Consider the following 26,356-nt stretch of genomic DNA (forward strand, 5'->3'; position numbering starts at 1 on the left):
GCGGCCGCGCACGGATGGGGCGGGTGTGCCGGCCGGGGCGGGGAGGGGCGGGGTGCGGTGCCGAGGGCGCGGGCTTGGGGGCGCGGGCCTGGGGGTGCGCAACGGCCTTGGCTAGGGTGGAGCGGCAGCAGGCCGCCGGTTCGATCGGCGGGCAGGGGCGGGAGGCGCGCCGTGGCGGGACCGGGCGGGTACGGAAGTGGGCGGCGCGTCGTCGGGCGGGCGCGCGGCGCCGCAGGCAGGACGGAACCGACGGCGACCCGCGGGCCGCGGATCGCACGCGTGAGGCGGCCGTCCGAGCCGTCCGGTCCGCTCGATGCCGCGGCCGCGGGCTGAACCCGCCATGCCGGGGCCGGAGTCCGCAGGGGGCGCGCTGCGCCGCGTCCCCGTCCAGCGCCGCAGCGCCGAGCGCCTCGCCCGCATCCTCGACGCCTGCGCCCGCGAACTCGACGAAGGCGGGTACGAGCGGCTCAGCACTCGGGCGGTGGCGGCGCGTGCCGGAGTGCCCATCGGCTCCGTCTACCGCTTCTTCTCCGACAAACGAGCCATGACCGACGCGCTGGCCCACCGCAATCTCGACGAGTTCCTCGACCGCACGGCGGCGCGGCTGGCCGAGCCGGGCACCGGAACGGACTGGCGGGCCGCTGTCGACGTGCTGGTTGACGAGTACACCGCGATGAAGCGGACCGCGCCCGGCTTCGCGCTGGTGGAGTTCGGTGCCCCCGACGAGAGCAACCAGGACCTCGCCGACCGGCTGCCGGAACTGCTGGGCGACCGGCTCACCGCCGACCCCGCGGACCCGCGGCTGCGGCTGGCGCTGACCGTCGCGGTCGAGGCCGCCGACGCGGCGCTCCAGCTCGCGTTCCGTGTCGGCCGAATGGGTGATTCACGCGTGATCGACGAGGTGAAAGTGCTGGTCAGGGCCTATCTCGGGACCGTGCTCGAATAGCGAACCCGCATTCGATGGGTAACTCTGTGTAGTCGGGGTAGATCGATGGTGGAGCCACTCGGCGCCGGTCGGGCGGGATCGACGAGGACCGGCGGTATGACGCGAGTGGCCGGCGATCGCATACATGGGCCCGAGGGGGATCGGGCGGGCACTGGCCACACAAAACTATCGGCGCTAGTTTGGCGTCGCGGGCGGAAACAGGATGCGGAGGGCAGCAGCGTGGACAGCAGGACAGGCACGGCAGGCGGTGGCGAGGGCGTCCACCAGGGGCGCGACGAACTCTATGTCGACGGGCGCTGGCAGCCGGCGCTGGCCGACGCGTGGATCGACGTGGTCGACCCCGCGACCGAGCAGGTGATCGCCCGCGTCCCGGCCGGCGATGCCCGCGACGTGGACACGGCGGTGCGGGCGGCCCGCCGGGCGCTGCCCGGATGGGCGGCGACCGAGCCCGAGCAGCGGGCGGTGGTGCTGGCCGCCGCGGCGGATCTGATGGCCGAGCGGCGCGACGAGATCGCCGCCACGGTCGCCGCCGAACTGGGCGCGCCGCCGAAGTTCGCGATGGCGGTGCACACCGACATGCCCACCGCGGTGATGAGGTCGTTCGCCGAACTCACCGCCGAACACAGCTTCGAGGAGCGCATCGGCAACTCCCGGGTGCTGCACGAACCCGTCGGCGTGGTCGGTGCCATCACGCCCTGGAACTACCCGCTGCACCAGGTGGTGGCGAAGGTGGCGCCCGCCCTCGCCGCGGGGTGCACCGTGGTCCTCAAGCCGGCCGAGGACACCCCGCTCGTGGCCCAGTTGATGGCGGAGATCCTGCACGCCGCGGGCCTGCCCGCCGGGGTGTTCAACCTGGTCACCGGGCTCGGACCGGTCGCGGGCCAGGCGCTCGCGGAGCACCCCGGGGTCGACCTGGTGTCCTTCACCGGCTCGACCGCGGTGGGGCGGCAGATAGGCGCGGCGGCGGGCGGCGCGGTCAAGCGGGTCGCGCTCGAACTCGGCGGCAAGTCGGCGAACGTGATCCTGCCGGGCGCGGACCTGGCCCGCGCGGTCAACGTCGGGGTGGCGAACGTCTTCGCCAACTCCGGCCAGACCTGTAGCGCCTGGACCCGGATGCTGGTGGACTCCGCCCGCTACGAGGAGGCGGTCGAACTGGCCACGACCGCCGCCGCGAAGTACGTCCCCGGCGAACGGCTGGGCCCGGTGGTCAGCGCGAAGCAGCGGCAGCGGGTCCGCGGCTACATCACCAAGGGTATGGAGGAGGGTGCCAAGGTCGCGATCGGCGGCCCCGACGCACCCGAGGGCCTCACCACCGGCTACTACGTGCGCCCCACCGTCTTCACCGACGTCGCCCCGGAAATGACGATCGCCCAGGAGGAAATCTTCGGCCCGGTGGTGGTGCTCATACGGTACGAGGACGAGGAGGACGCGCTGCGGATCGCCAACGGCACCGTGTACGGGCTGGCCGGGGCCGTATGGGGCGCCGACGAGGCGGAGGCGGTCGCCTTCGCCCGGCGGATGGAGACCGGCCAGGTCGACATCAACGGCGGCCGGTTCAACCCTCGGGCGCCCTTCGGCGGGTACAAGCAGTCGGGTGTCGGGCGGGAGCTGGGTCCGCACGGCCTGGCGGAGTACCTCCAGACGAAGTCCCTGCAGTTCTGAGCAGGCCGCACTGAGCAGGCCGCACCGGGAAAGCCGTACCGCCCGCTCCCACCGTTCGACCGTCCGATGCCGACGTCCGTCGCGAGAAGTCCAGGAGAGACCGTGGTCCGTGCTGCCGTACTGCCCGAAGTGAACGCTCCACTGCTGGTCACCGACATCGAGTTGCCGTCGCCCGGGCCCGGCCAGGTGCGGGTGCGGCTGGCGGCGGCGGGGGTGTGCCACTCGGACCTGTCGCTGTCCAACGGCACGCTGCGGCAGCCGGTGCCGGCGGTGCTCGGCCACGAGGGCGCGGGCACCGTGGTGGAGGTGGGCGAAGGTGTCACCCATGTCGAGGTCGGCGCCGAGGTGGTGCTCAACTGGGCACCGGCCTGCGGCAGCTGCCACTTCTGCGGGCTGGCGGAGCCGTGGCTGTGCGCCGACGCGGGCGCGGCGGCGGCAGCGCCCTACGCGCGACTGGCCGCGGACGGCAGCGAACTGTATCCCGGGCTGGGCACCGCGGTGTTCGCGGAGGAGACCGTGGTGGCGGCGAACGCGGTGCTGCCGCTGCCCGCGGGGGTGCCGCTGGCTGACGCGGCGCTGCTCGGCTGCGCGGTGCTGACCGGCTACGGCGCGGTGCACCATGTGGCCGGGGTGCGGCCCGGGGAGTCGGTCGCGGTGTACGGAGTGGGCGGGGTCGGCCTGGCGGTGCTCCAGTCGGCCCGGATCGCCGGGGCGGAGCGGATCATCGCGGTCGACGTGGCGCCGGGCAAGGAGGAGTTGGCCAGGGCGGCGGGCGCCACGGACTTCGTGGTGGCGGGCGAGGACACCGCCAGGCGGGTCCGGAAGCTGACCGGCGGTCACGGCGCGGACGCCGCGGTGGAGTGCGTGGGCCGTGCGGAGACGATCCGCACCGCGTGGTCGTCCACCCGGCGGGGCGGGCGGACCGCGGTCGTCGGTATCGGCGGGCAGGACCAGCAGGTCACTTTCAGCGCGCTGGAACTCTTCTACTTCGGCCGCACGTTGTCGGGGTGCGTGTACGGCAACTGCGACCCGGCGAAGGATCTCCCCGTCCTCGCCGGGCACGCACGCGAAGGGCGGCTCGACCTGTCCGCACTGGTCACCGACCGCATCGGCCTCGACGGCATACCGGATGCCTTCGAGGCGATGACCGCCGGCCGCGGCGGCCGGGCCCTGGTGGTGTTCTGACCGGCCGCCGCGGGTGGGCGAATATCAGGGTGAGGGCTGGGCGACCTGGGCCAGCCAGGGTTCGTGGGCGCCGTCGAAGGGACCGGAGCGCTCGGTGACCGCGTGCATCAGCCAGGACGCGGACTGGACGGCGGAGCGGATGACGTCGGCGGGATAGCCGTACCGCACCTGGTGTTCGGCGAACTCGTCCTCGTCGACGAGGACCGGGAGCCGGGTGCCGCGGCGGCGCAGGACGTCGAGGTCGAGGTCGACCATGGTCACTTCGGTCGCCGACGGCCACTGCGGCGGGGTGGTGATGTCGCAGTAGATCTCGGTGCGGTGCGGGGCGGCGTTGAAGGTGGCGGTCCACCAGGAGTCGAGGGGGAGGAGGAGGATGTGGGCTTCGGGAAGGTTCATGGTCAGGTCGTAGCCCTTGCGCGTGGTGCTGCCGGCGGGGAGGCCGAGCCACGTTCCGTGCTCGTCCTCACCGAGCCGGCGCATCTTCAGGTTCCAGTGCAACGAGCCGTCGTACTTGGTCCAGTTGACCTGGACGAGATCATCGGCGGTTCCGTCGAAAGCGGGCATGTGCGTCATGCTGTCACCGGAGGGGCGGTGCGCTCAGCGGAATTGGAGTGCCAGTCCGTCGATGAGCGCACGCAGGCCGGTTTCGAACGCTCCCTGGTCGATCTGCTCGCGGCGTTCGGCCAGCAGGTGGGCCTGGCCGAGGTGCGGGTAGTCGGCCGGGTCGTACGCCTGGGGGTCGCCGACGAAGCCGGCGGCGAAGGAGCCGAGCGCCGAGCCGGTGACGAAGTAGCGCATCAGGGCGCCGATGTGCGTCGCCTGGGCGGCGGGCCAGCCGGCCTCGACCATGGCGCCGAAGACGGCGTCGGCCATCCGCAGGCCGGCCGGCCGCAGCCCGGGGCCGACGGCGAGGAAGGGCACGATGTGCGGGTGCTCGGTCAGCGCGGCGCGGTAGGAGCGGCCCCAGGCCAGGAGGGCGGCGCGCCAGTCGGGCCGGCCGTCGGGCGAGGGGGCGAACATCGACAGGTCGACCTGGGCGATGACCGTGTCGGCGGCGGCGTCGAGGATCGCGTCCTTGGTGGCGAAGTGGTTGTAGAGGGAGGGCCCGCTGACCCCGAGCTCGGCGGCGAGGCGGCGGGTGGACAGCGCGTCGAGGCCCTCCTCGTCGATGAGGGCGAGCGCCGTCGTCACGATGCGGTCGCGGCTGAGCAGGGGCTTGCGGGGGCGGGCCATGCGGCACATAGTAGAGGCTGCCGACAGAAAACTAGCGCCGTTAGTTTAATGGGTGTGGAAGGGCCGGGTGACCGCGGTGGACCTTGAGCTGTCCGAGGAGCAGGCTGCCGTGAAGGCGCTGGCGAGGGATTTCGCAGACCGGGAGATCGCGCCGTACGCCGCCGGGTGGGACCGGGCGGAGAGCGTGGACCGCGGGATCGTGAAGAAGCTCGGCGCGCTCGGCTTCCTGGGGCTGACGATCGACGAGGAGTACGGCGGTTCGGGCGGCGACCACCTGGCGTACTGCCTGGTCACCGAGGAGTTGGGGCGCGGGGACTCCGCGGTGCGCGGGATCGTGTCGGTCTCGCTCGGCCTTGTCGCCAAGTCGATAGCGCACTGGGGCAGCCCGGCCCAGAAGCGGGAGTGGCTGCCGCGGCTGACAGCCGGTGACGCGGTCGGCTGCTTCGGCCTCACCGAGCCCGGGACCGGTTCGGACGCCGCCAACCTCACCACGCGCGCGGTGCGGGACGGCGACGCGTACGAGATCACCGGCAGCAAGATGTTCATCACCAACGGCACCTGGGCGGATGTCGTCCTGCTCTTCGCACGCACCGGAGGGGAGGGGCACCGGGGGGTGAGCGCCTTCCTCGTGCCGGCCGACGCGCCCGGCCTCACCCGCCGCGAGGTGCACGGCAAGCTGGGGCTGCGCGGGCAGGCCACGGCCGAACTGGTGCTGGACGCGGTGCGGGTCCCGGCGGACGCGATGCTCGGGCCCGAGGGCAAGGGCTTCTCGGTGGCGATGTCCGCGCTGGCCAAGGGGCGGATGTCGGTGGCCGCGGGATGTGTCGGCATCGCGCAGGCGTGCCTGGAGGCGGCCACCGGATACGCCGGGCAGCGCGAGCAGTTCGGGGTGCCGATCGCCCGGCACCAGCTGGTGCAGGAGATGATCGCCGACATCGCCGTCGACGTGGCCGCCGCACGACTGCTGACCTGGCGCGTCGCCGACCTCATCGACCGCGGGCAGCCCTTCGCCACGGAGTCGTCGGTCGCCAAGCTCTACGCCAGCGAGGCCGCGGTGCGCTGCGCCAACAACGCGGTGCAGGTGTTCGGGGGCTATGGCTATATCGACGAGTATCCGGCGGGCAAGCTGCTGCGGGACGCGCGGGTGATGACGCTGTACGAGGGCACCAGCCAGATACACAAGCTGCTCATCGGGCGGGCGCTGACCGGTGTGTCCGCGTTCTAGGGAGCCGTCCGCACGCGCCGCGCGCCTGGCTCCGCGCCGTTGGCTAAGCGCTTGCTCACCCGGGACGGTAGGGTATGGCCCTGTCGGCCAAGTGGGTGGACAGGTGTGAGGAGCGTGGGATGACTGCTGCGGAGGAGGCGACCGGCGAGGCGTGGGGTGACATCACCCCCGACGCCGCGAGGCGGCTGGTGATCGCCGCGGTCGAGGCGTTCGCGGAGCGCGGCTATCACGCCACCACCACCCGGGACATCGCCGGGCGGGCCGGGATGAGCCCCGCCGCGCTCTACATCCACTACAAGACCAAGGAAGAGCTGCTCTACCAGATCAGCAAGGTCGGCCACCACCGGTCGCTGGCGATGCTGGCGGAGGCGCGCGACGCCGAGGGCACCCCGGCCGAACGGCTCGCGGGGGCGGTCCGCGTGTTCGTGCGCTGGCACGCCGAGCACCACACCACCGGCCGCATCGTGCAGTACGAACTCGGTGCCCTCGCCCCCGAGCACTACCGGGAGATCGTCGTACTGCGCCGGCAGAGCGAGGACGCGATCCGGACGATCATCAAGGACGGGGTGGCGACCGGGGAGTTCGACGTGCCCGACGTCTCCGGGACCACCCTCGCGGTGCTGTCGCTCTGCATCGACGTGGCCCGGTGGTTCAGCCCCGACGGCAGCCGCACCCCCGACGAGGTGGGCGCGCTCTACGCCGGGCTGGTGCTGCGGATGGTCCGCCGGATCGACTGACCGAGCGGCGCTCGGGCCTGCTCGGAGCCGGCGCTCGGAGGTGCCAAGACGTGCGAAGAGCTGCTCAGAGGTAGAAGCGCACCACGGTCTCGGCCACGCACACCGGCTTCTCGCCGCCCTCGCGTTCGATGGTCACCTGGGAGACGAGTTGCACGCCCCCGCCCGCCTCCGACACCTCCGCGATCTCCGCGGTGGCCCGCAGCCGGGAGCCGACCGGCACGGGGGCGGGGAAACGGACCTTGTTCAGGCCGTAGTTGACGCCCATCCGCACCCCCTCGACGCTGAACAGCAGCGGGGTCAGCGACGGGATCAGCGAGAGCGTGAGGAAGCCGTGCGCGATGGTGGTGCCGAAAGGTCCCTGCGCCGCCCGTTCGGGGTCGACGTGAATCCACTGGTGGTCCCCGGTCGCCTCGGCGAAGCGGTCGATCCGCGTCTGGTCGACCTCGATCCAGTCCGTCCAGCCGAGTTGCACGCCGACGGCGGCGCGCAGCTCGTCGAGCGAGGCGAAGACGCGGGGCTGCGACATGGCGGTGGGACCTCCTGGACGACGGGTTTCCAAGCGCTTGCTCAGCATGGTTCGGTCCACCCGTCGTGTCAACGTGCCGACGCCGTACGGCCCGCCGTGCCGCGGTCGGTTCAGCCGCGGGCCAGCAGCTCGAGCCGTGCGGACGACGCGGTGCCCGGCCGCGCGTGGTACGTGATCAACATCTGCCCGGGCGCCTGCGGCAGCGCCAGCTTCTCGTAGTGCAGGTCGAGGTCGCCGACCCGCGGGTGCCGCAGCAGCGTGACCCCGCTGGTCCTGATCCGCACGTCCTGCCGCGCCCACAGCGTGCGGAACCGCTCGCTGCGCAGGGTCAGCTCGCCGATCAGCGCCAGCAGCCGCGGGTCGTCCACCCCCGCGGCCATCGAGCGCAGATGGGCCACGGTCTTCGCGGTCATGGCGTCCCAGTCGCGGTAGTACGCGCGCATCGCCGGTTCGAGGAAGGCGGCGCGCAACGTGCTGGTGCCGGGGGCGAAGTACGGGTTGAGCGCGACGGCGAGCGGGTTCGCGGCCAGCGTGGTCAGGGAGCGGCCGACCACTGTCGCGGGAGTGGCGGTCCAGCTGTCGATCAGCGACCGTACGCCCGCGCCGGCCCGTTCCGGCCGCAGCGCGCCGCCGCCGTGCCGGGCCGCCGGGCGCCGCGGCCGGGCGAGCGCGCGCAGATAGGTCTCCGCGTCGGCGTCCAGCCGCAGCGCGCGGGCCAGGCTGTCGAGCACCTGGTCCGAAGGGTGCTGGTCGCGGCCCTGCTCCAGCCGCAGGTAGTACTCGACGCTGATCCCGGCCAGCAGCGCGACCTCCTCCCGCCGCAGCCCCGGCACCCGGCGCCTGCTTCCCGCGGGCAGCCCCACGTCCTGCGGCCGCAGCCGCTCGCGCCGCAGCCGCAGATAGCCGCCCAGCTCGCTCACCGTGGCCATGCCACCCAGCGTACGGCCGGGCGCGCCGCTCATCCTGTCCCTCCCGCTACCAGTGTCCGCAGGGTCTTACTCTGCGTGACGGTCGGCCGCACCATCGACAGAGCCGACCGGGCGGACCGGCGGCACGGCGGAGAGAGCGGGAGCAAGCGGTATGAGCGGCGAACGGGTACTGGTCACGGGCGGTTCGGGATTCGTGGGCGCGCACTGCGTCGTACGACTGCTGGAGGCGGGATACCGGGTACGGGCCACGGTGCGTTCCGCGGCGCGGGAGGCGCAGGTGCGCGCCATGGTGGCGGAGGGCCTCGCGCGAGCGGGCGGACCGGGCGGCCCCGCAGGCGCCGCCGCCGATGTCACCTTCGCCGTCGCCGACCTGGCCGGGGACGAGGGCTGGGCCGAGGCCGTCGACGGGTGCGCGTACGTACTGCACGTCGCCTCGCCCTTCCCGCCGGGCGAGCCCGCACACGAGGACGACCTGATCGTGCCGGCCCGCGACGGCGCCCTGCGCGTGTTGCGGGCGGCGCGCGCGGCGGGGGTGCGGCGGGTGGTGCTCACCTCGTCGTTCGGCGCGGTCGGCTACGGCCACCCGCAGACCGAGGCGCCCTTCACCGAGGAGAGCTGGACCGACCTCGCGGGCCCGGGCGTCAGCGCCTACGTCAGGTCCAAGACGCTGGCCGAGCGCGCCGCCTGGCGGTTCGCGGCGGCGGAGGGCGCGGGGACCGAACTCGCGGTGGTCAACCCGGTGGGTGTCTTCGGCCCGGTGCTCGGCCCCGACTACTCCGCCTCCGTCGCCCTGGTCCGCCACCTGCTCGATGGCGCGATGGCCGAGGTGCCGCGGCTGCACTTCGCGGCGGTGGACGTGCGCGACGTCGCCGACCTGCACCTGCGCGCGATGACCGACCCGGCCGCGGCGGGGGAGCGGTTCGTGGCGGCGGCCGACGGCGTGATGTCCCTGCACGAGGTCGCGGTGCTGCTGAAGGAGCGGTTGGGCGCGGCAGCGGCGAAGGTGCCGACGGCGGAGGCGGCCGGCGCCGGACCGGTGGCGGTACGGCACACCAGCAGCGCGAAGGCCCGGCGGCTGCTGGGGTGGGCGCCCCGGACGGGTGCGGAGGCGGTGCTCGCGACGGCGGAGAGCCTGCTGCGGCTCGACCGGCGCTAGCCTCGGGCCCCGGCGCCAGGCCGCCCGGCCCCCGGCCGCCCGCCGAACGGCCCCCCGCCCCCGGCCGCCCGGTCCCGCCGCCCGCTCCCACCGCGCCCCGCCACCTGGCCCCCTCACCCGCGGCAAAGCGACAAGTCGACCCGTCACCAGGCGATATCGAGTGGCGTCCGCCTCCCGGATCGGGCACGATGCGCGAGTTCCGCCCCCGCCGGGGCCGCCGTACCCGAGGAGCCCGAGAAACCGCATGAGCCTGCGCCACCACGAGATCGCCGAGTCCGGGCACCGCATCCTGAACCCGATCACCGAGGAGAAGCTGATGCTCCTCGGCGAGATCTGCCGCCTCCGGGAGGGGCAGCGGCAGCTCGACCTGGCGTGCGGGAAGGGGGAGATGCTCGCCCGCTGGGCGGAGCGGTACGGCACCGGGGGCGTCGGGGTCGACCTGAGCGAGGTGTTCCTGACCGCGGCCCGGCTGCGCGCGGCGGAGCTGGGGGTGGCCGAGCGGCTGGACTTCGTCCGCGGCGACGCGGGGGCGTACGAGGCGGAGCCGGCGGCGTACGACGTCGTGTCCTGCATCGGGGCGACGTGGATCGGCGGCGGGCTCGGCGGCACCATCGAACTGCTGCGGCCGGCGCTGCGCCCGGGCGGGCTGATGCTCATCGGCGAGCCGTACCTGACGGAGCCGGCGCCGGAGGAGGCGCTGGAGGCGATGGGGTTCGGCCCGGAGGAGTTCACCTCGCTGGTGGGCACCTCGGAGCGGTTCGAGGCCGCCGGGACGGAACTGGTGGAGATGGTGCTGGCGGACGGCGACAGCTGGGACCGCTACGTCGCGGAGCAGTGGTTCGCGATCTCGGACTGGCTGCGCGCGGTGCCGCCGGACCACCGGGACGCGGCGGACATGCGGGAGTTCCTGGCGCACAGCCGCCGTACGCACCTGGAGTACCAGCGCCGGTACCTCGGGTGGGGCGTGTTCGTGCTGCGGGCGGCCTGAAAACGACGACTCCCCGACCGCGGGACGGGCCGCGGCCCCACCTCGTGTGCGGCCCCACCTTGCGCGCGGCCCCCGCGCCCGGGTGATCTGCCCCCATATCACCGTGTTCACGCCACAACCGGCTCCGGCCGAATCCAAAAGCTGACGTATGTTCATCTTCCGGCGACCCCGTACCGGCGGTAACCTCCGCGCACCGGTATCCGGAAGGAGCAGTTATGCCGCTACGGACCCCACGACGGATCGGCACGCGCGTCGGCAGACGGATCGGTACCCTGAGAACCGCGGCAGCCGCCGCGCTGCTCGCCCTCGGCGCCACCCTCATGGCGCCGGGCGCGATGGCCGCCCACGCCGCGGACTCCACCACCGACTACTGCGGCGGGCAGTGCTCGGACATCCTGCCGCCCGGCGAGAACGGCAACGCCACCCTCGCCGACATCCTCGCCAACAAGGCGTTCGGCACCCGCCCCGCCCACACCACGGACCAGCTCGGGCCCTACTCCTCGCTCGCGACCGGGTACCAGAACCTGACGGACTCGACGTTGAGCAGCTTCTTCAACTCCTCGTCCTTCGGGGTGCCTTCGGCCCAGGTCGCCTCGGTGATCAGCCCGCGCTCCGATGTCACCATCACCAGGGACAAGGCCACCGGGGTGCCGCACATCAAGGGCACCACCCGGGACGGCACCGAATTCGGCGCGGGATACGCCGCCGCGCAGGACCGGTTGTGGCTGATGGACCTCTTCCGGCACGTCGGCCGGGGGGAGTTGTCGTCCTTCGCCGGCGGCGCCGCCGCCAACCGCGGCCTGGAGCAGGAGTTCTGGCAGCAGGCCCCTTACACCGAGGACGACCTCCAGGCCCAGGTCGACTGGCTGAGCACCCACAGCGGCGACCGCGGCAAGCAGGCGCTGGCCGACGCGCAGGACTACATCGACGGCATCAACGCCTACATCACCGCGGCGAAGAGCGGCCGGTACTTCCCCGGGGAGTACGACCTGACCGGGCACGTGAACGCGATCACCAACGAAGGGGACATCGAGCCGTTCAAGCTCACCGACCTGATCGCGCTCGCCTCCGTGGTCGGCGCGCTGTTCGGCACCGGCGGCGGCGGAGAGGTCCAGTCGGCGCTGTCGCTGCTGGCCGCGCAGCAGAAGTACGGCGTGCAGCAGGGCACGAACGTGTGGGAGTCGTTCCGGGAGCGGGACGACCCCGAGGCCACCTCGACCGTGCACGACGGCACTTCGTTCCCGTACGCGGGCAAGCCGGCGAACGCGCAGGGCGAGGCGCTGCCCGATCCGGGCTCGGTGGTGCCGGAGCCACTGGTCTACGACGAGACCGGCGGCGCGACGCAGAGCACCACGAAGAGCCCGGGCGTGCTGCCCGCGAACCTCTTCTCCACCCCGCGCAAGGGCATGTCCAACGCGCTGGTGGTCAGCGGCGCGCACACCGCCAGCGGCCACCCGGTCGCCGTGTTCGGCCCGCAGACCGGCTACTTCGCCCCGCAGCTGCTGATGCTCCAGGAGCTCCAGGGCCCGGGGATCAGCGCGCGCGGCGCGTCGTTCGCGGGGCTCGGCATGTACGTCGAGCTCGGCCGCGGCCAGGACTACGCCTGGAGCGCCACCTCCGCCTCGCAGGACGTGACCGACACCTACGCGGTGCAGCTGTGCCAGGACGACACCCACTACATCCTGCACGGCAGCTGCGTGGCGATGGAGAAGCTGGAGCGGACCAACTCCTGGTCGCCGACGCTCGCGGACTCCACGCCCGCCGGGTCCTACCGGATGCAGGTGTACCGCACCGCGTACGGGCCGGTGATCTACCGGGCCACGGTCGGCGGGAAACCGGTCGCCTACACGCAGTTGCGCAGTTCGTACATGCACGAGGCCGACTCGATCATCGGGTTCCAGGAGCTGAACGACCCGGGGTTCGTGCATGACGCGGCGTCGTTCCAGAAGGCGGCGCAGGACATCAACTACACCTTCAACTGGTTCTACGCCGACTCCCGGCAGACCGCGTACTACAACAGCGGCACCAACCCGGTGCGCGCGAGCGGGGTGGACGCGTCCTTCCCGGTGTGGGGGACCGGCGCCTACGACTGGCAGGGCTGGGACCCGACCCATAACACGGCCACCTACACGCCCGCTTCGCAGCACCCGCAGTCCATCGACCAGGACTACTACATCAGTTGGAACAACAAACAGGCGCCCGGCTACACCTCGGCGACCTTCGGCAACGGCTCGGTGCACCGGGCCGACCTGCTGGAGGACCGGGTCAAGGCGCTGGTCCAGGCGGGCGGCGTGACCCGGTCGTCGCTGGTCAAGGCGATGTCGGACGCCTCGCTGACCGACCTGCGCGGTGAGGACGTGCTGCCCGACCTGCTCCAGGTGATCAACAGCCAGCCGGTCACCGACAGCCAGGAGGCCACCGCCGTCCAGCAGTTGACCACCTGGCTCGGGCACGGCGCCAAGCGCACCGAGACCTCCGCCGGCTCGCACACCTACGCCGACGCGGACGCGGTGCGGACCATGGACGCGTGGTGGCCGCTGCTGGTCAAGGGCGAGTTCGCCCCCGGGCTCGGCACCGACCTGTACACCGCGCTGGCCACGGACCTGAGCATCGACGAGTCGCCCTCGGCCGGGCACGGCCCGACCGGCTCGCACGCGGGCAGCTCCTTCCAGTACGGCTGGTGGTCCTATGTCGACAAGGACCTGCGGCAGGTGCTCGGGCAGAACGTGAAGGGGCCGCTGGCGCAGACCTACTGCGGCGGCGGGCAGCTCTCGGCCTGCCGGGACGTGCTGCTGTCCACGCTGAAGCAGGCGGCGGCCACCCCGGCGACCACCGTCTACCCCGGTGACGACGGCGGCTGCTCGGCCGGCGACCAGTGGTGCGCCGACTCGATCGTGCAGCGGCCGCTCGGCGGCATCACCGACGACCGGATCAGCTGGCAGAACCGCCCCACCTACCAGCAGGTGGTGGAGTTCCCCGCGCACCGCTGAGCGGAAAAGCGCCACCGCGCGCCGCGGCACCGTACGGCCCTGGGGGCCGGGTCCCGAGTGGGCCCGGCCCCTGCCGCGTCCCCCGCGCGGCGGCGGGCCGCCGGGCGGCCGGGGCGGGCCCTTCCGCGACGGTGACCGACCGCTTAGTATGCGAAGGTCATGCCGTCGAGTCGAAGGAGACACGTCGTGGTCGTGGAAGCGCTGCGCGACGCCCGGGTGGTCGTCACCGGGGCCGGGGGCGGGATCGGGGCCGCGCTGGCCCGGCGGTTCGCGGCCGAGGGCGCCCGGGTCGCGGTCAACGACATCGACGCCGACGCCGCCCGGAAGACCGCCGACGAGATCGGCGCGGCCGTGGTCCCCGGCGACGCCTCCGACGTGGTGCCGGCCGCGCGGACCGCGCTCGGCGGCGGCATCGACGTGTTCTGCGCCAACGCCGGCGTCGGCACCGGCGGCGGCCCCGAGGCGGACGACGCCGCCTGGGAACTGGCCTGGGACGTCAACGTGATGAGCCACGTCCGCGCCGCCCGCGCCCTGCTCCCGGAGTGGCTGGAGCGCGGTTCCGGCCGCTTCGTGTCCACCGTCTCCGCCGCCGGGCTGCTGACGATGATCGGCGCGGCGCCGTACTCCGTGACCAAGCACGGCGCGCTCGCCTTCGCCGAGTGGCTGTCGCTCACCTACCGGCACCGCGGCATCCGCGTGCACGCGGTGTGCCCGCAGGGGGTGCGCACCGCGATGCTCGCCACCACCGGCCCCGCCGGCGACCTGGTGCTCGCACCGACCGCGATCGAACCCGAGGACGTCGCCGACGCGGTGCTGGCCGGGATAGCGGCCGACCGCTTCCTGATCCTGCCGCACCCCGAGGTGGCGGGCTACTCCGCCGCCCGAGCCGCCGAACCCGAGCGGTGGCTGCGCGGCATGAACAAGCTCCAGCGCCAGTACGAGCAGCAACTCGCCGCCCAGGACGGCGGCTTCGCGAGCGGACCCGCGAGCAGTCCGGCGGACGGACCCGCGAGCAGTCCGGCGGACGGACCCGCGAGCAGGCCGGCGGGCGGACCCGCAGGCGGACCCGCGGACGGGTCCCGGGACGGGAAGGGCGGCCGGGCATGACGACCTCCGCGGACCAGCCGTGGCTGCGGCACTTCACCCCGGAGCAGCGCGCCGAGACCGAGCACCCGCCGTCCGTGCTGCACACCTTCCTCGCCGTCGCCGAACGTGCCCCTGACCACCCGGCGCTGCGCTACTTCGACGGCACCCTCGGCTACGGCGAACTCGACGCGCTCTCCGACGGCCTGGCCCGCCACCTCGCCGCCCGCGGCTTCGCCCCCGGCGACCGGCTCGCGGTCATGCTCCAGAACGTGCCGCAGTTCGCCATCGGGGTGCTCGCCGCATGGAAGGCGGGCGGGGCGGTGATCCCGGTCAACCCGATGTACAAGCAGCAGGAGCTGTCCCACATCCTCCACGACGCGGGCGCCGCCGCGATCCTGTGCTCGCGCACCGCCTGGGAGGAGTACGTCCGGCAGACCGTCGCCGGCTCGCCCGTCCGGATCGCGCTGACCGCCGACGAACACGACCTCCAGACCCGCGACGACCCCCGGGTGCTCGGCGAACGGCGGCCGTCCGCACAGGAACCGGCCACCGAGGGCTCGCCCGCCGGGGAAGCGCCCGACGGCGCCCTCACGCCGCAGGACGTCCTCGCCGCCGCCCGCGCCCACCCCGGGCCGCGCCCGGTGCGCACCGCCGCCGACCTGCCCGCCGCCGGCGACACCGCGCTGGTCAGCTACACCTCCGGCACCAGCGGCCGCCCCAAGGGCGCCCTCAACACCCACGGCAACATCTCCTTCAACGCCCACCGCCAGGTCCGCATCCAGCAACTCCCGGACGACGCCGTGCTGTTCGTCCTGGCGCCGCTGTTCCACATCACCGGCATGGTCTGCCAGTTCGCCGCCGCCCTCGCCGGCGGCCACACCGTGGCGCTCGCCTACCGCTTCGAGCCCGGGGTGGTGCTCGACGCGTTCCGCGAGCACCGCCCCGCCTACACCGTCGGCCCCTCCACCGCCTTCATGGCGCTGCTGGCCCGCCCCGACGCCGCGCCCGGCGACTTCGCCTCCTTCCGGCTGATCTCCTCCGGCGGCGCGCCGCTGCCGCCCGCCGTGGTCGAGGACTTCCGGGCCCGCTCCGGCGGCCACTACCTCGCAGGCGGCTACGGCCTGACGGAGTGCACCGCGCCGTGCGCGAGCGTGCCCCCGGGCCTGGAGGCGCCCGTCGACCCGGACTCCGGGACCCTCGCGGTCGGCGTGCCCGGCCCCGGCACCATGGTCCGCATCCTCGACGACGACGGCGCCGAGGTGCCGTTCGGGCAGCACGGCGAGATCGCGGTCAGCGGGCCGATGGTCGTACCGGGGTACTGGAACAAGCCCGAGGCGACCGCGGCGGGCCTGCCCGGCGGCGAGCTGCGCACCGGCGACATCGGCTTCATGGACGAGGACGGCTGGCTGTACGTCGTCGACCGCAAGAAGGACATGATCAACGCGTCCGGCTTCAAGGTCTGGCCGCGCGAGGTCGAGGACGTCCTCTACACCCACCCGGCCGTGCGCGAGGCCGCCGTGGTGGGCGTGCCGGACCCCTACCGCGGCGAGAGCGTCAAGGCGTACGTCAGCCTGCGGCCCGGCGCCGCGGTCGAGCCGGCGGACCTGGTCGCCTACTGCCGGCAGCGGCTGGCGGCGTTCAAGTACCCGCGGCAGGTCGAGGTGCTGGTCGAGCTGCCCAAGACCGCCAGCGGGAAGATCCTGCGCCGGGAGCTGCGGACGGCGGCCGGATAGGGTCCGTACCGGTCGGAAGGTCGGAACGCCGGCCGGCCGCGGACGGCACGAGGAGAGGGCAGTCATGGCACGCAGAGCGACGAGCGGCAGCAGCGGTGGTGGCGGCACGGCCCCCGGCGCCACCGGAGGCGTGCCCGAACGGCTGCTCGCCGAGGCCACCCGGCTCTTCGCCGAGCGCGGCTACGACCGCACCTCCGTGCAGGAGATCGTCGAGGCGGCCGGCGTCACCAAGGGCGCCCTCTACCACTACTTCGGCTCCAAGGACGACCTGCTCCACGAGATCTACGGGCGCGTGCTGCGGCTCCAGACCGAGCGGCTCGACGCGATCGCCGCCCGGCCCGTCCCGGTCACCGAGCGGATCGCCGAGGCCGCCGCGGACGTCGTGGTGACCAGCATCCAGAACCTCGACGACACCAAGATCTTCTTCCGCTCGATCCACCAGCTCGGGCCGGAGAAGCAGAAGGCGGTGCGCGCCGAGCGCCGCCGCTACCACGAGACGTTCCGCGCACTGATCGAGGAGGGCCAGCGCGACGGCCTGCTGCGGCCCGAGCCGCGGCCGGACCTGGTCGTGGACTACTTCTTCGGCTCCGTGCACCACCTCGGCACCTGGTACCACGCGGACGGCCCGCTCACCGCCGAGCAGGTCGCCGCCGAGTTCTCCGACCTGCTGCTGCACTCGCTGCGGCCGCCCACGAACCCGGGAGATCCCACGTGAAGGCATGGCGTGTCCACCACAACGGCGAACCGCGCGAGGCGATGCGGCTCGACGACATAGCCACCCCGGCGCCCGGCGCGGGCGAGGTGCTGCTGCGGGTGCGGGCCGCCGGCGTCAACTTCCCCGACGCGCTGCTGTGCCGCGGCCAGTACCAGGTCCGCCCGCCACTGCCCTTCACCCCCGGGGTCGAGCTGTGCGGGGAGGTCGTGGAGCCCGGCGCCGGCGTCACCGGACTCGCCCCCGGCGACCGCGTCATCAGCCCGGCGGCCCTGCCGGCGGGGGCGTTCGCCGAGTACGTGGTGGTGCCCGCGGCCGGTGTGCTGCCCGCGCCCGCCGCGCTCGACGACGCCGAGGCCGCCGCGCTCCACGTCGGCTACCAGACCGGCTGGTTCGGGCTGCACCGCAGGGCGGCGCTCCAACCCGGCGAGACGCTGCTCGTGCACGCGGCCGCGGGCGGGGTCGGCAGCGCCGCCGTCCAGCTCGGGAAGGCGGCGGGCGCCACCGTCATCGGGGTCGTCGGCGGGGCCGAGAAGGCCGAGGCCGCCCGCGAGGCGGGCGCCGACATCGTGGTCGACCGGCACACCGAGGACTTCGTCGCCGTCGTCAAGGAGGCCACCGGCGGGCGCGGCGCCGACGTCGTCTACGACCCGGTGGGCGGCGACGCGTACGCCCGCTCCACCAAGTGCATCGCCTTCGAGGGCCGCATCCTGGTGGTCGGGTTCACCAGCGGGACGATTCCCGCGCCCGGGCTCAACCACGCGCTCGTGAAGAACTACACGATCCTCGGGCTGCACTGGGGGCTGTACAACACGCACGACCCCGCGGCGGTGCGCCGCGCCCACGACGACCTCACCCGGCTTGCCGCGGAAGGCTCTGTCAAGCCGCTCGTCAGCGAACGCCTTCCCTTCACCGCCGCCGCGGAAGCGGTTCAGCGCGTCGCTGACGGCAGGACGGTCGGACGGCTCGTCGTCCTCCCCTGAGCGGCCGTGCCGGCTGCCCGGTTCGGCGGTCTGCCGGACCTGGCGGCCGGTGAGTGGCTGGTCGCGCAGTTCCCCGCGCCCCTGGGTTCTCTCGGGTGCGGGGAACTCCGCATGTGCGGGTCACACGTAGTTGCGGAGCTCGCGCCGAGCGAGCGACCGCTTGTGGACCTCGTCCGGGCCGTCGGCGAGGCGCAGGGTGCGCACGGCTGCCCACAGTTCGGCCAGCGGGAAGTCCTGGGAGACGCCGCCGGCGCCGTGCACCTGGATGGCGCGGTCGACGATCTGCTGGACGGCGGCCGGCGTCGCGATCTTGATCGCCTGGATCTCGGTGTGGGCGCCCTGGTTGCCGACGGTGTCCATCAGCCAGGCGGTCTTGAGCACCAGCAGCCGCAACTGCTCGATCTGGACCCGGGCTTCGGCGATCCACTCCTGGATCACGCCCTGCGCGGCGAGCGGCTTCCCGAACGCGGTACGGGTGCTGGCGCGCCGGCACATCAACTCCACGGCGCGCTCTGCCATGCCGATCAGCCGCATGCAGTGGTGGATGCGGCCGGGCCCCAACCGCGCCTGGGCGATGGCGAACCCGCCGCCCTCCTCGCCGACGAGGTTGGTGACGGGCACCCGCACGTCGTGGAAGACCACCTCGGCGTGCCCGCCGTGGTCGCCGTCGTCGTAGCCGAACACGCGCATGCCGCGGCGGACTTCGACGCCCGGGGTGTCGCGGGGGACCAGCACCTGGCTCTGCTGGCGGTGCCGGTCGGCGGCCGGGTCGGTCTTGCCCATCACGATGAGCACGGCGCACTTGGGGTTCATCGCCCCGGAGATGTACCACTTGCGGCCGTTGATGACGTACGAGTCCCCGTCGCGCTCGATCCGGGTCTCGATGTTGGTGGCGTCGGAGGAGGCGACGTCGGGCTCGGTCATCGCGAACGCCGAGCGGATCTCCCCGGCGAGCAGCGGTTCCAGCCACTCCTTGCGCTGCTCGGGGGTGCCGAACTCGGCGAGCACCTCCATGTTGCCGGTGTCGGGCGCGGCGCAGTTGAGCGCGGGCGGGGCCAGGTGCGGGCTGCGGCCGGTGAGTTCGGCGAGCGGCGCGTACTGGAGGTTGGTCAGGCCCGCGCCGTGCTCACCGGGCAGGAAGAGGTTCCACAGGCCCTGCGCGCGGGCGGTCGCCTTGAGCTGCTCGACCACCGGCGGCGCCGTCCAGCGCTCGTCGCCGACCGCCTGCTCGCGCTGCGCGGCGAAGACCGGCTCGGCCGGGTAGACGTGCTCGTCGAGGAACGCCGAGAGCCTGGCGCGCAGCTCCTCGGTCCTGGTGTCGTAGCCGAAGTCCATGGGCCTTCAGTCCTCGTCTCGGGTGGTGGAGTGCGGTGCGGTGCCGGCAGGCTGCCCGGCGCCGGAGGTCCGCGCGGTGCCGGCGGTGCGCAGGGTGTGCAGCCCGCGGTCGATGAAGACCGGTACGACGGTGCCGATCCGGTCGAACCCGGCGCCGACGGTCTGCCCGAGGGTCCACCGGTAGTGGATGCCCTCCAGGATCACGGCGAGCTTGAAGTAGGCGAACGCGGTGTACCAGTCGACGAAGGACACGTCGCGGCCGGACCGCTCGGCGTAGCGCGCGACGATCTCGCGGGAGTCGGGGTGGCCGGGCGCGCCGCCGGTGGTGGGTGCCGCGAGCAGGTCGGCGCTGCGCTGCTCGGTGTACATCACCAGCAGCCCGAGGTCGGTGAGTGGGTCGCCGAGGGTGGACATCTCCCAGTCCAGTACGGCGGTGAGCCGGCCGTCGGTGTCGATCAGCACGTTGTCCAGGCGGTAGTCGCCGTGCACGATCGCGGGCGCGGGGGAGTGCGGCAGGCTGCGGCCGAGGGCGGCGTGCAGCTCGTCGACACCGGGCAGCTCGCGGCTGCGGGAGGCGTCGAGCTGCTTGCCCCAGCGGCGCAGCTGGCGGTCGAGGAAGCCCTCGGGCCGCCCGAAGTCGGCCAGGCCCACGGCCGCCGGGTCCACCGCGTGCAGGTCCACCAGCGTGTCGACCAGGGTGTGCACGGCCGCCCGGGTGCGCTCCGGGCCGATCTCCCGCAGCTGGTGCTCGCTGCGGTAGGGCGTGCCGGCGACGAACTCCATGACGTAGAAGGGCGCGCCGATCACCTCCGGGTCGTCGCAGCGCAGCAGGGTGCGCGGCACCGGTACGGCGGTGTCGGCGAGGGCGGTGATCACGCGGTGCTCGCGGCCCATGTCGTGCGCGGTGGCCAGTACGTGGCCCAGCGGCGGGCGGCGCACCACCCAGGTGCCGGTGCCGTCGGTGACGCGGTAGGTGAGGTTGGAGCGGCCGCCCTCCAGCAGGTCGGCCCGCAGCTCGCCGCGGACCAGGCCCGGGTGCTCCCGGTCCAGGTGGTGGCGGAGGCGGTCGAGGTCCAGGCCCGGCGGGTTGGCGGATGCACTCATGCCGGGGATCGTACCGACTGGTTGGTATGGGGTCCAGTGCGCCTGTGGCGGCGGCCGTGCTCGCGCGGTGCCCCGCCGGCCGGAGGCGGCCGCATTGACGGTGGCCGGGCCGCCCGCCTAGGCTCAATCCCATGGGTGAACGCGATTCATATATGCAGACGGCGGGTTCGGCGGCGGCCCCCACCTCCGGGCAGACCATCACCGAGGTGCGGCTGACGCCCATCCTGATCGCCGATCCGCCGCTGCTCAACACCCAGGGGGTGCACCAGCCCTACACCCCGCGCCTGATCATCGAGGTGGTCACCGCCGACGGCACCACCGGTGTCGGCGAGACCTACGGCGACCGCGGCTACCTCGACCTGGTCGCGCCGCTGGCCGAAGCGCTGCCCGGCCACCAGGTCAGCGACCTGAACGGGCTGTTCACCCTCGCCGAGCGGGTGTGCGGCGAACCCGGCGGCGTCTCCGACTCCGTCAGCACCGGCGGGCTGCGCGGGGTGCAGACCGCGGACAAGCTGCGGCTGTCGGTGATCTCCGGGTTCGAGGTGGCCTGCCTCGACGCGCTCGGCAAGTCCCTGGGCCTGCCGGTGCACGCGCTGCTCGGCGGGAAGGTCCGCGACGCCGTCGACTACAGCGCCTACCTCTTCTACCGCTTCGCCGAGCACCCGCAGGGCGCCGGGGAGCCCGACGACTGGGGCGCCGCCCTCGACCCGGCCGGCGTCGTCGCCCAGGCCCGCCGCTTCGCCGACACCTACGGCTTCGGCTCCTTCAAGCTCAAGGGCGGCGTCTTCCCGCCCGCGCAGGAGATCGCCGCCGTACGGGCGCTGGCCGAGGCGTTCCCGGGCAAGCCGCTGCGGCTGGACCCCAACGGCGCCTGGTCGGTGGAGACCTCGCTCGAGGTCGCCCGCGAGATCGGCGACGTGCTGGAGTACCTGGAGGACCCGGCGAGCACCACCGACCGGATGGCGCGCGTGGCCGCGCGGACGGACGTGCCGCTGGCGACGAACATGTGCGTGACGACCTTCCCGGAGATCCAGGAGGCGTTCACCCGCGGCGCCGTGCAGGTGGTGCTCTCCGACCACCACTACTGGGGCGGGCTGCGCAACACCCAGCACCTCGCGGCGATCTGCCGCACCTTCGGGGTGGGCCTGTCCATGCACTCCAACACCCACCTGGGCATCAGCCTCGCCGCGATGACGCACGTGGCCGCGACGGTGCCCAACCTCGACTACGCCTGCGACACGCACTACCCCTGGCAGACCGACGACGTCATCACCGAGCGGCACGTCTTCACCGACGGGCGGCTCGCCGTCTCCGACCGCCCCGGGCTCGGCGTCGAACTCGACCGCGACGCCCTCGCCCGGCTGCACCAGCGCTGGCTGGACGACGACGGCACGATGCGCGACCGCGACGACGTGGCCGCGATGCGCAAGGCCGACCCGGACTGGCAGACCCCGACGGTGCCCCGCTGGTAGGCAGGGCGGGCCGTACGGGGCCGGGGAACCCCGGTGCCGTACGGGCCCTCAGGGGGAGCGGTGCGGCGGCGCCCGGGGCCGTCACGCGTCGGCGCGGTCGCGGTCCTCGCGGGCGGCCGCCGTCCGCGCCGCCAGGCGGCGGCGGTCGGGCCAGCGCACCGAGCGGGCCCAGCCGAGCAGTTCGAAGATCCGGATCAGCCGGGCGCTGGAGTCGAGCTGCCCGGGCAGCACCCCGTGCCGGGCGGAGGTCGGGTCGGCGTGGTGCAGGTTGTGCCAGGACTCGCCGCCGGACAGCGGCGCCAGCCACCAGACGTTGCCGGAGCGGTCGCGGGACCGGAAGGGGCGCGAACCGGCCACGTGGCAGATCGAGTTGATCGACCAGGTGACGTGGTGCAGCAGCCCGATCCGGACCAGCCCGGCCCAGAAGAACGCCGACAGCGCGGCCGTGCCGTTCCAGGGGTGCGGCCCCCACAGCCCGCCCGCCACCGCGGGCAGCCCGAACGAGGCGGCCACGACGAGGGGTTGCCAGCGCGCCACCCGCACCAGGTCGCGGTCGGCCAGCAGGTCGGGTACGTAACGGGCCTGGTTGGTCTTCTCGTTGGTGAACGTCCAGCCGATGTGCGCCCACACCATGCCCTTGGCGACCGCGGCCGCGGACGTGCCGAACCGCCACGGCGAGTGCGGGTCGCCCGGCCGGTCCGCGAACTGGTGGTGCCGGCGGTGGTCGGCGCACCAGGTGATCACGTCGCCCTCCACCGCCAGCGTGCCCGCCACCGCGAGGGCGATCTTCAGCGGGCGGGCCGCGCGGAACGCCCGGTGCGTGAACAGCCGGTGGTAGCCGACCGTCACACCGTGCACGGCCACCGCGTACGCCACCGCGCCGATCACCACCTCGTGCCAGCCGATGCCCCAGCCCCACAGCACCGCGACGGACGCGATCACCGCGGCGAACGGCACCCCGACGAACAGGCCGACCACCACCCGGTCGGAGGTGCCCATCGGCTCGCCCCACGGGGCATCTGCGGAACTCGTCGCCATCGGACGCCTCCTGGGCGCGCTCGGGGCCTGCGCGCGGTCGCGGCAGTGGGGGAAGACCCGCAGCCTACGAACGGTCCGCCGCACCGGCTACGCGCCGTACGCGCACCTGGCCGCGCCCGGTCATCACCCGGCTGACAACCGCGCCGCCGTGCCGTCCAGCCGCCCCGGCCCCGCCCCGCCGTCCAGCCGCCCCTCGCCGCCGCGCCGCGTCACCGCAACTGGCGCAGCCGCAGGGCGAGTTCCATCTCGAAGCACGCGTCCGGCTGCTGGAGCCGCGCGCCGAACAGCTCGTCGAGGCGGCGTAAGCGGTAGCGGACGGTCTGCGGATGGATGCCCAGCCGCACCGCCACCTCACTGGCGTTGCGGCTGCACTGCAACCACGACAGCAGCGTCTCCGCCAGCCGCTCCCGGTACGGCCGCGGCATCCGCTCCAGCGGGCCCAGATGGCGCGCGCCGAGCGCGTCCACCAGGGCCTCGTCCTGGAAGAGCAGCAGCGTGGTGAGGTGGTCGGCGCACCGCACCAGCCCGCGTCCGGGCAGCACACCGCGCCGGGCCAGCGCCAGCGCGTCCAGCGCCCACCGCAGCGACCGGGCGCCCTCGGTGAGCGGCACCGCGGGCCCCAGCGCCGCGCGGTGGCCGCGCAGCGCCGCCTCGACGGCGCGGGACCGGCCGGGGCCGTCCGGGTCCGGCACCACCACACGGGTCGGCTTGCGGTCGAAGCGCACCAGCAGGTCCGGCGGCAGGATCGGCCGCGACTCCTCCTGCTCCCACTGGTGGTCGACCACGGCGACCGCGATCCGCGAGGGCACCGGCCAGCGGGCGGCGCCGGCCAGCGCCGCGATCGCCTGCGCGGTGGGCGGCTGCTCGTCGGTGAGCATGTCCAGCAGGCGCAGCCGGCGCCGCCGCGGCTCGTCGGCCAGCCGGGACTGGGCCTCGGCGAAGCCCGCCGAGGTGGCGGCGGCGATCTCGTCCAGGTGCACCAGCGCGGCCTCGCCGAGCAGCGCCAGCTCCTGGCGGGGCAGCGCGTCGCGGCCCGCCAGGGCGCTGACGGTCCGCCAGGTGATGCGGGCGGCGATCCGCAGCGCGCCCTGGAAGGAGTCCAGCGAGCGGCCCTCGCGGGCCTCGCCGCGCCCGATGGCGTGGTAGATGTCGAAGATCTCGCGGGCGCTGACGCCGGGCGCGGTGAGCCGGTCCAGCAGGAGGTTCAGGCCGAGTTCGACGCCGGTGCTGATGGTGGTGGTGTAGGCGGCGTTGGTGGGGCGGGCGTACTCGGGGATGCCGGCGACGATCGCGCTCACCACCTCCCGCCGGATGTCCTCGGTCAGCGGGCGCAGGTGCTCGGCGAGGCCGGCGGGGAACCGGTTGAACGGCTCCTCCGCGAGTTCGGCCCGATGTCCCGCCACGGCATGGCTCAGCACGGCGCGGCCCCTTCCGCTCGATCAGGTGGAGTGCCGTGACCTTACTCTCCGGTAGCAACACGTGCACCAGTAGTGAACCGGACACGGCCGCCGGCAGCTGCCCGCGGCCGCTTTCCCTGTCACCTGGATGACAGTGCGCTGCCGTGGTCCGCTCACCGGCCTCAGCGCCGCCTGCGGCGATGCCGCGTCCGCCGGGCGAGCGCCGCGCGGCGCCGGGGGGCGGTTGTCACCGAAGTGACAGGGCCCGCGCGGACCGCTGTCAGGTCCCGCACTACTCCGCCCGCCCCACCCGGCGGAGCCTGCTGGTGTCCATGACGCCCCTGGCCGGAGGAGGACCGCGCATGACGCGTACCGCCGAGTTCGAGGCCCGCCGGGCCCGCCTGCTGCGGGGCGGCCCGCCCGAGGCCGTGGCCCGGCTGCGCGCCCGCGGCCGGCTGACCGCCCGGGAACGGGTCGACGCGCTGCTGGACGCCGGGTCGTTCACCGAGTTCGACGCGTTCGTGCGATCCCGCGCGACCGGGTCCGGGACGGCCGACCGGCGGCCGGACGGCGACGGCGTCGTCACCGGCCACGGCACCGTGGACGGCCGCCAAGTCGCGGTGTTCGCGCAGGACCCCACCGTCTTCGGCGGCAGCATGGGGGAGGCGTTCGGGCAGAAGGTCGCCAAGGTGATGGACCACGCCGTCAAGGTCGGCTGCCCCGTCATCGGCCTCAACGACGGCGGCGGCGCCCGTATCCAGGAAGGCGTCGTCGCGCTCGCGCACTACGCCGAACTGGTGCGCCGCAACGTACGGGCCTCCGGTGTCATCCCCCAGCTCTCCCTCGTCCTCGGCCCGTGCGCGGGCGGCGCCGCGTACTCGCCCGCGCTCACCGACTTCACCGTGATGGTCCGCGGCATCTCGCACATGTTCGTCACCGGGCCCGACGTCATCCGCTCGGTGACCGGGGAGACCACCACCGCCGAGGAGTTGGGCGGCGCCCACACCAGCGGCGCGGTCAGCGGCACCGCCCACTACGTCGCCGACGACGAGGCGGACGCCTTCGACTTCGTCCGCGTCCTGCTGTCCTACCTGCCCGCCAACAACCGTGCCGCGCCACCGCAGTACGGTCGGCCCGCCGATCCCGGCGTCACCGCGCAGGACCTGCTGCTCGACACCGTGATGCCCGAAGAGCCCGGCCGCGCCTACGACATGCGGGACATCCTGCGCCGCGTCGTGGACGACGCCGAACTGCTGGAGGTACACGAGCTGTTCGCGCCGAACATCATCTGCGCCTTCGCCCGCGTCGAGGGCTCCTCGGTCGGAGTCGTCGCCAACCAGCCGCTGCACTTCGCCGGTGCGCTGGACATCGACGCGTCCGAGAAGGCGGCCCGCTTCGTCCGGTTCTGCGACGCGTTCGGCATCCCGATCCTGTCCTTCGTGGACGTGCCCGGCTACCTGTCCGGGGTCCGGCTCGAACACGAGGGCATCGTGCGGCGCGGCGCGAAACTCCTGTACGCGTATGCCGAGGCCAGCGTGCCCACCGTCACCGTCGTGGTCCGCAAGGCGTACGGCGGCGGGTACGCCGTCATGGGCTCCAAGCACCTGGGCGCCGACCTCAACCTCGCCTGGCCCACCGCGCGGATCGCCGTCATGGGCGCCCAGGGCGCCGTCGCGATCCTGCACCGGCGGGCGCTGGCCGCGGCCGAGGACCCCGAACTGCTGCGCAAGCAGCTCGTCGAGGAGTACGAGAACGACTTCGCCACGCCGTTCCAGGCCGCCCAGCACGGCTACGTCGACGCCGTGATCATGCCGCACGAGACCCGCGGGCAGATCGTCCGCGGGCTGCGCGCGCTGCGGACGAAGGAACTGGCGGTGCCGCAGCGCCGCCACGGCAACATCCCGCTCTGACCTCGCACG

21 protein-coding genes and 1 pseudogene are annotated in these 26,356 nt (G+C 73.7%); 14 read left to right on the forward strand and 8 right to left on the reverse strand.

The features are described from left to right. Positions 1 to 340 precede the first annotated feature (340 nt). The 3 genes from WA788_RS29065 (at position 341) to WA788_RS29075 (ending at position 3,793) form a co-directional block, all read left to right on the forward strand. Positions 341 to 946, forward strand: coding sequence for a TetR/AcrR family transcriptional regulator (locus tag WA788_RS29065; protein ID WP_335982270.1), 606 nt, complete (start codon positions 341 to 343; stop codon positions 944 to 946). 219 nt (positions 947 to 1,165) lie between these two features. Further along, the gene (locus WA788_RS29070) at positions 1,166 to 2,608 is read left to right on the forward strand and encodes an aldehyde dehydrogenase family protein (RefSeq protein WP_335982272.1); all 1,443 of its coding nucleotides are present in this window, start codon (positions 1,166 to 1,168) and stop codon (positions 2,606 to 2,608) included. A gap of 102 nt (positions 2,609 to 2,710) precedes the next feature. Then, positions 2,711 to 3,793, forward strand: a complete 1,083-nt coding sequence (locus WA788_RS29075) for a zinc-binding dehydrogenase (RefSeq protein ID WP_335982274.1) — start codon at positions 2,711 to 2,713, stop codon at positions 3,791 to 3,793. A 24-nt stretch (positions 3,794 to 3,817) separates the two neighbouring features. On the opposite strand, the gene WA788_RS29080 is transcribed toward WA788_RS29075, so the two are convergent. Then, on the reverse strand, positions 3,818 to 4,357 hold the full coding sequence (locus WA788_RS29080; RefSeq protein ID WP_335982276.1) for a DUF402 domain-containing protein: 540 nt from the start codon (positions 4,355 to 4,357) through the stop codon (positions 3,818 to 3,820). Between the two features lie 33 nt (positions 4,358 to 4,390). Continuing rightward, a complete protein-coding gene (locus WA788_RS29085) occupies positions 4,391 to 5,026 on the reverse strand; it encodes a TetR/AcrR family transcriptional regulator (RefSeq protein ID WP_335982278.1) in 636 nt (211 codons plus the stop codon). Between the two features lie 76 nt (positions 5,027 to 5,102). On the opposite strand from WA788_RS29085, the gene WA788_RS29090 reads away from it, so the two are divergent. Further along, positions 5,103 to 6,251 (forward strand): acyl-CoA dehydrogenase family protein, encoded by a 1,149-nt coding sequence (locus WA788_RS29090; protein ID WP_335982338.1) that lies wholly within the window; start codon positions 5,103 to 5,105, stop codon positions 6,249 to 6,251. Positions 6,252 to 6,370: 119 nt separating this feature from the next. Beyond that, complete coding sequence (locus tag WA788_RS29095; RefSeq protein WP_335982280.1) at positions 6,371 to 6,988, forward strand: TetR/AcrR family transcriptional regulator; 618 nt, start codon at positions 6,371 to 6,373, stop codon at positions 6,986 to 6,988. A 64-nt stretch (positions 6,989 to 7,052) separates the two neighbouring features. Here the strand turns inward: WA788_RS29095 and WA788_RS29100 are convergent, their stop codons facing one another. Together WA788_RS29100 and WA788_RS29105 are read right to left on the reverse strand one after the other, a co-directional pair. Beyond that, complete coding sequence (locus WA788_RS29100) at positions 7,053 to 7,514, reverse strand: MaoC family dehydratase (RefSeq protein ID WP_335982282.1); 462 nt, start codon at positions 7,512 to 7,514, stop codon at positions 7,053 to 7,055. A 110-nt stretch (positions 7,515 to 7,624) separates the two neighbouring features. After that, positions 7,625 to 8,443, reverse strand: a complete 819-nt coding sequence (locus WA788_RS29105; protein WP_335982284.1) for a helix-turn-helix domain-containing protein — start codon at positions 8,441 to 8,443, stop codon at positions 7,625 to 7,627. 151 nt (positions 8,444 to 8,594) lie between these two features. Here WA788_RS29105 and WA788_RS29110 point away from each other — a divergent pair, with 151 nt between their 5' ends. The 7 genes and pseudogenes from WA788_RS29110 (at position 8,595) to WA788_RS29140 (ending at position 18,091) form a co-directional block, all read left to right on the forward strand. Further along, entirely contained in the window at positions 8,595 to 9,599 is a 1,005-nt protein-coding gene (locus WA788_RS29110; RefSeq protein WP_335982286.1) for an NAD-dependent epimerase/dehydratase family protein, read from the forward strand. A 244-nt stretch (positions 9,600 to 9,843) separates the two neighbouring features. Further along, complete coding sequence (locus WA788_RS29115) at positions 9,844 to 10,587, forward strand: methyltransferase domain-containing protein (RefSeq protein ID WP_335982288.1); 744 nt, start codon at positions 9,844 to 9,846, stop codon at positions 10,585 to 10,587. Positions 10,588 to 10,802: 215 nt separating this feature from the next. Then, positions 10,803 to 13,577, forward strand: a complete 2,775-nt coding sequence (locus WA788_RS29120; protein WP_335982290.1) for a penicillin acylase family protein — start codon at positions 10,803 to 10,805, stop codon at positions 13,575 to 13,577. A 159-nt stretch (positions 13,578 to 13,736) separates the two neighbouring features. Then, positions 13,737 to 14,522: pseudogene (locus WA788_RS29125) on the forward strand (SDR family oxidoreductase); the annotation flags it as partial. Positions 14,523 to 14,680: 158 nt separating this feature from the next. After that, positions 14,681 to 16,396 (forward strand): AMP-binding protein, encoded by a 1,716-nt coding sequence (locus tag WA788_RS29130; protein WP_335982292.1) that lies wholly within the window; start codon positions 14,681 to 14,683, stop codon positions 16,394 to 16,396. Between the two features lie 64 nt (positions 16,397 to 16,460). Then, on the forward strand, positions 16,461 to 17,111 hold the full coding sequence (locus WA788_RS29135) for a TetR/AcrR family transcriptional regulator (RefSeq protein WP_335982294.1): 651 nt from the start codon (positions 16,461 to 16,463) through the stop codon (positions 17,109 to 17,111). After that, on the forward strand, positions 17,108 to 18,091 hold the full coding sequence (locus tag WA788_RS29140; protein ID WP_335982296.1) for an NADPH:quinone oxidoreductase family protein: 984 nt from the start codon (positions 17,108 to 17,110) through the stop codon (positions 18,089 to 18,091). The genes WA788_RS29135 and WA788_RS29140 overlap by 4 nt, the downstream gene beginning before the upstream one ends. 120 nt (positions 18,092 to 18,211) lie before the next feature. Here WA788_RS29140 and WA788_RS29145 read toward each other — a convergent pair whose 3' ends face one another. Both WA788_RS29145 and WA788_RS29150 read right to left on the reverse strand, forming a co-directional pair. Then, on the reverse strand, positions 18,212 to 19,426 hold the full coding sequence (locus tag WA788_RS29145; protein WP_335982298.1) for an acyl-CoA dehydrogenase family protein: 1,215 nt from the start codon (positions 19,424 to 19,426) through the stop codon (positions 18,212 to 18,214). Between the two features lie 6 nt (positions 19,427 to 19,432). After that, positions 19,433 to 20,530: a phosphotransferase family protein gene (locus WA788_RS29150; protein ID WP_335982300.1), complete on the reverse strand. Its 1,098-nt coding sequence runs from the start codon at positions 20,528 to 20,530 to the stop codon at positions 19,433 to 19,435. Between the two features lie 152 nt (positions 20,531 to 20,682). On the opposite strand from WA788_RS29150, the gene WA788_RS29155 reads away from it, so the two are divergent. Further along, complete coding sequence (locus WA788_RS29155; protein WP_335982340.1) at positions 20,683 to 22,002, forward strand: glucarate dehydratase family protein; 1,320 nt, start codon at positions 20,683 to 20,685, stop codon at positions 22,000 to 22,002. Positions 22,003 to 22,083: 81 nt separating this feature from the next. On the opposite strand, the gene WA788_RS29160 is transcribed toward WA788_RS29155, so the two are convergent. Continuing rightward, positions 22,084 to 23,040 (reverse strand): acyl-CoA desaturase, encoded by a 957-nt coding sequence (locus tag WA788_RS29160; RefSeq protein ID WP_335982302.1) that lies wholly within the window; start codon positions 23,038 to 23,040, stop codon positions 22,084 to 22,086. A 209-nt stretch (positions 23,041 to 23,249) separates the two neighbouring features. Continuing rightward, positions 23,250 to 24,458: a helix-turn-helix domain-containing protein gene (locus tag WA788_RS29165; protein WP_335982304.1), complete on the reverse strand. Its 1,209-nt coding sequence runs from the start codon at positions 24,456 to 24,458 to the stop codon at positions 23,250 to 23,252. A gap of 341 nt (positions 24,459 to 24,799) precedes the next feature. Between WA788_RS29165 and WA788_RS29170 the strand changes: the two genes are divergently transcribed. Next, complete coding sequence (locus WA788_RS29170; protein ID WP_335982305.1) at positions 24,800 to 26,347, forward strand: acyl-CoA carboxylase subunit beta; 1,548 nt, start codon at positions 24,800 to 24,802, stop codon at positions 26,345 to 26,347. The last annotated feature ends 9 nt before the right edge of the window (positions 26,348 to 26,356 follow it).

This window comes from Streptomyces sp. CA2R106 (genome assembly GCF_037034245.1).
In the GTDB taxonomy this organism is placed as follows: Bacteria; Actinomycetota; Actinomycetes; order Streptomycetales; family Streptomycetaceae; genus Actinacidiphila.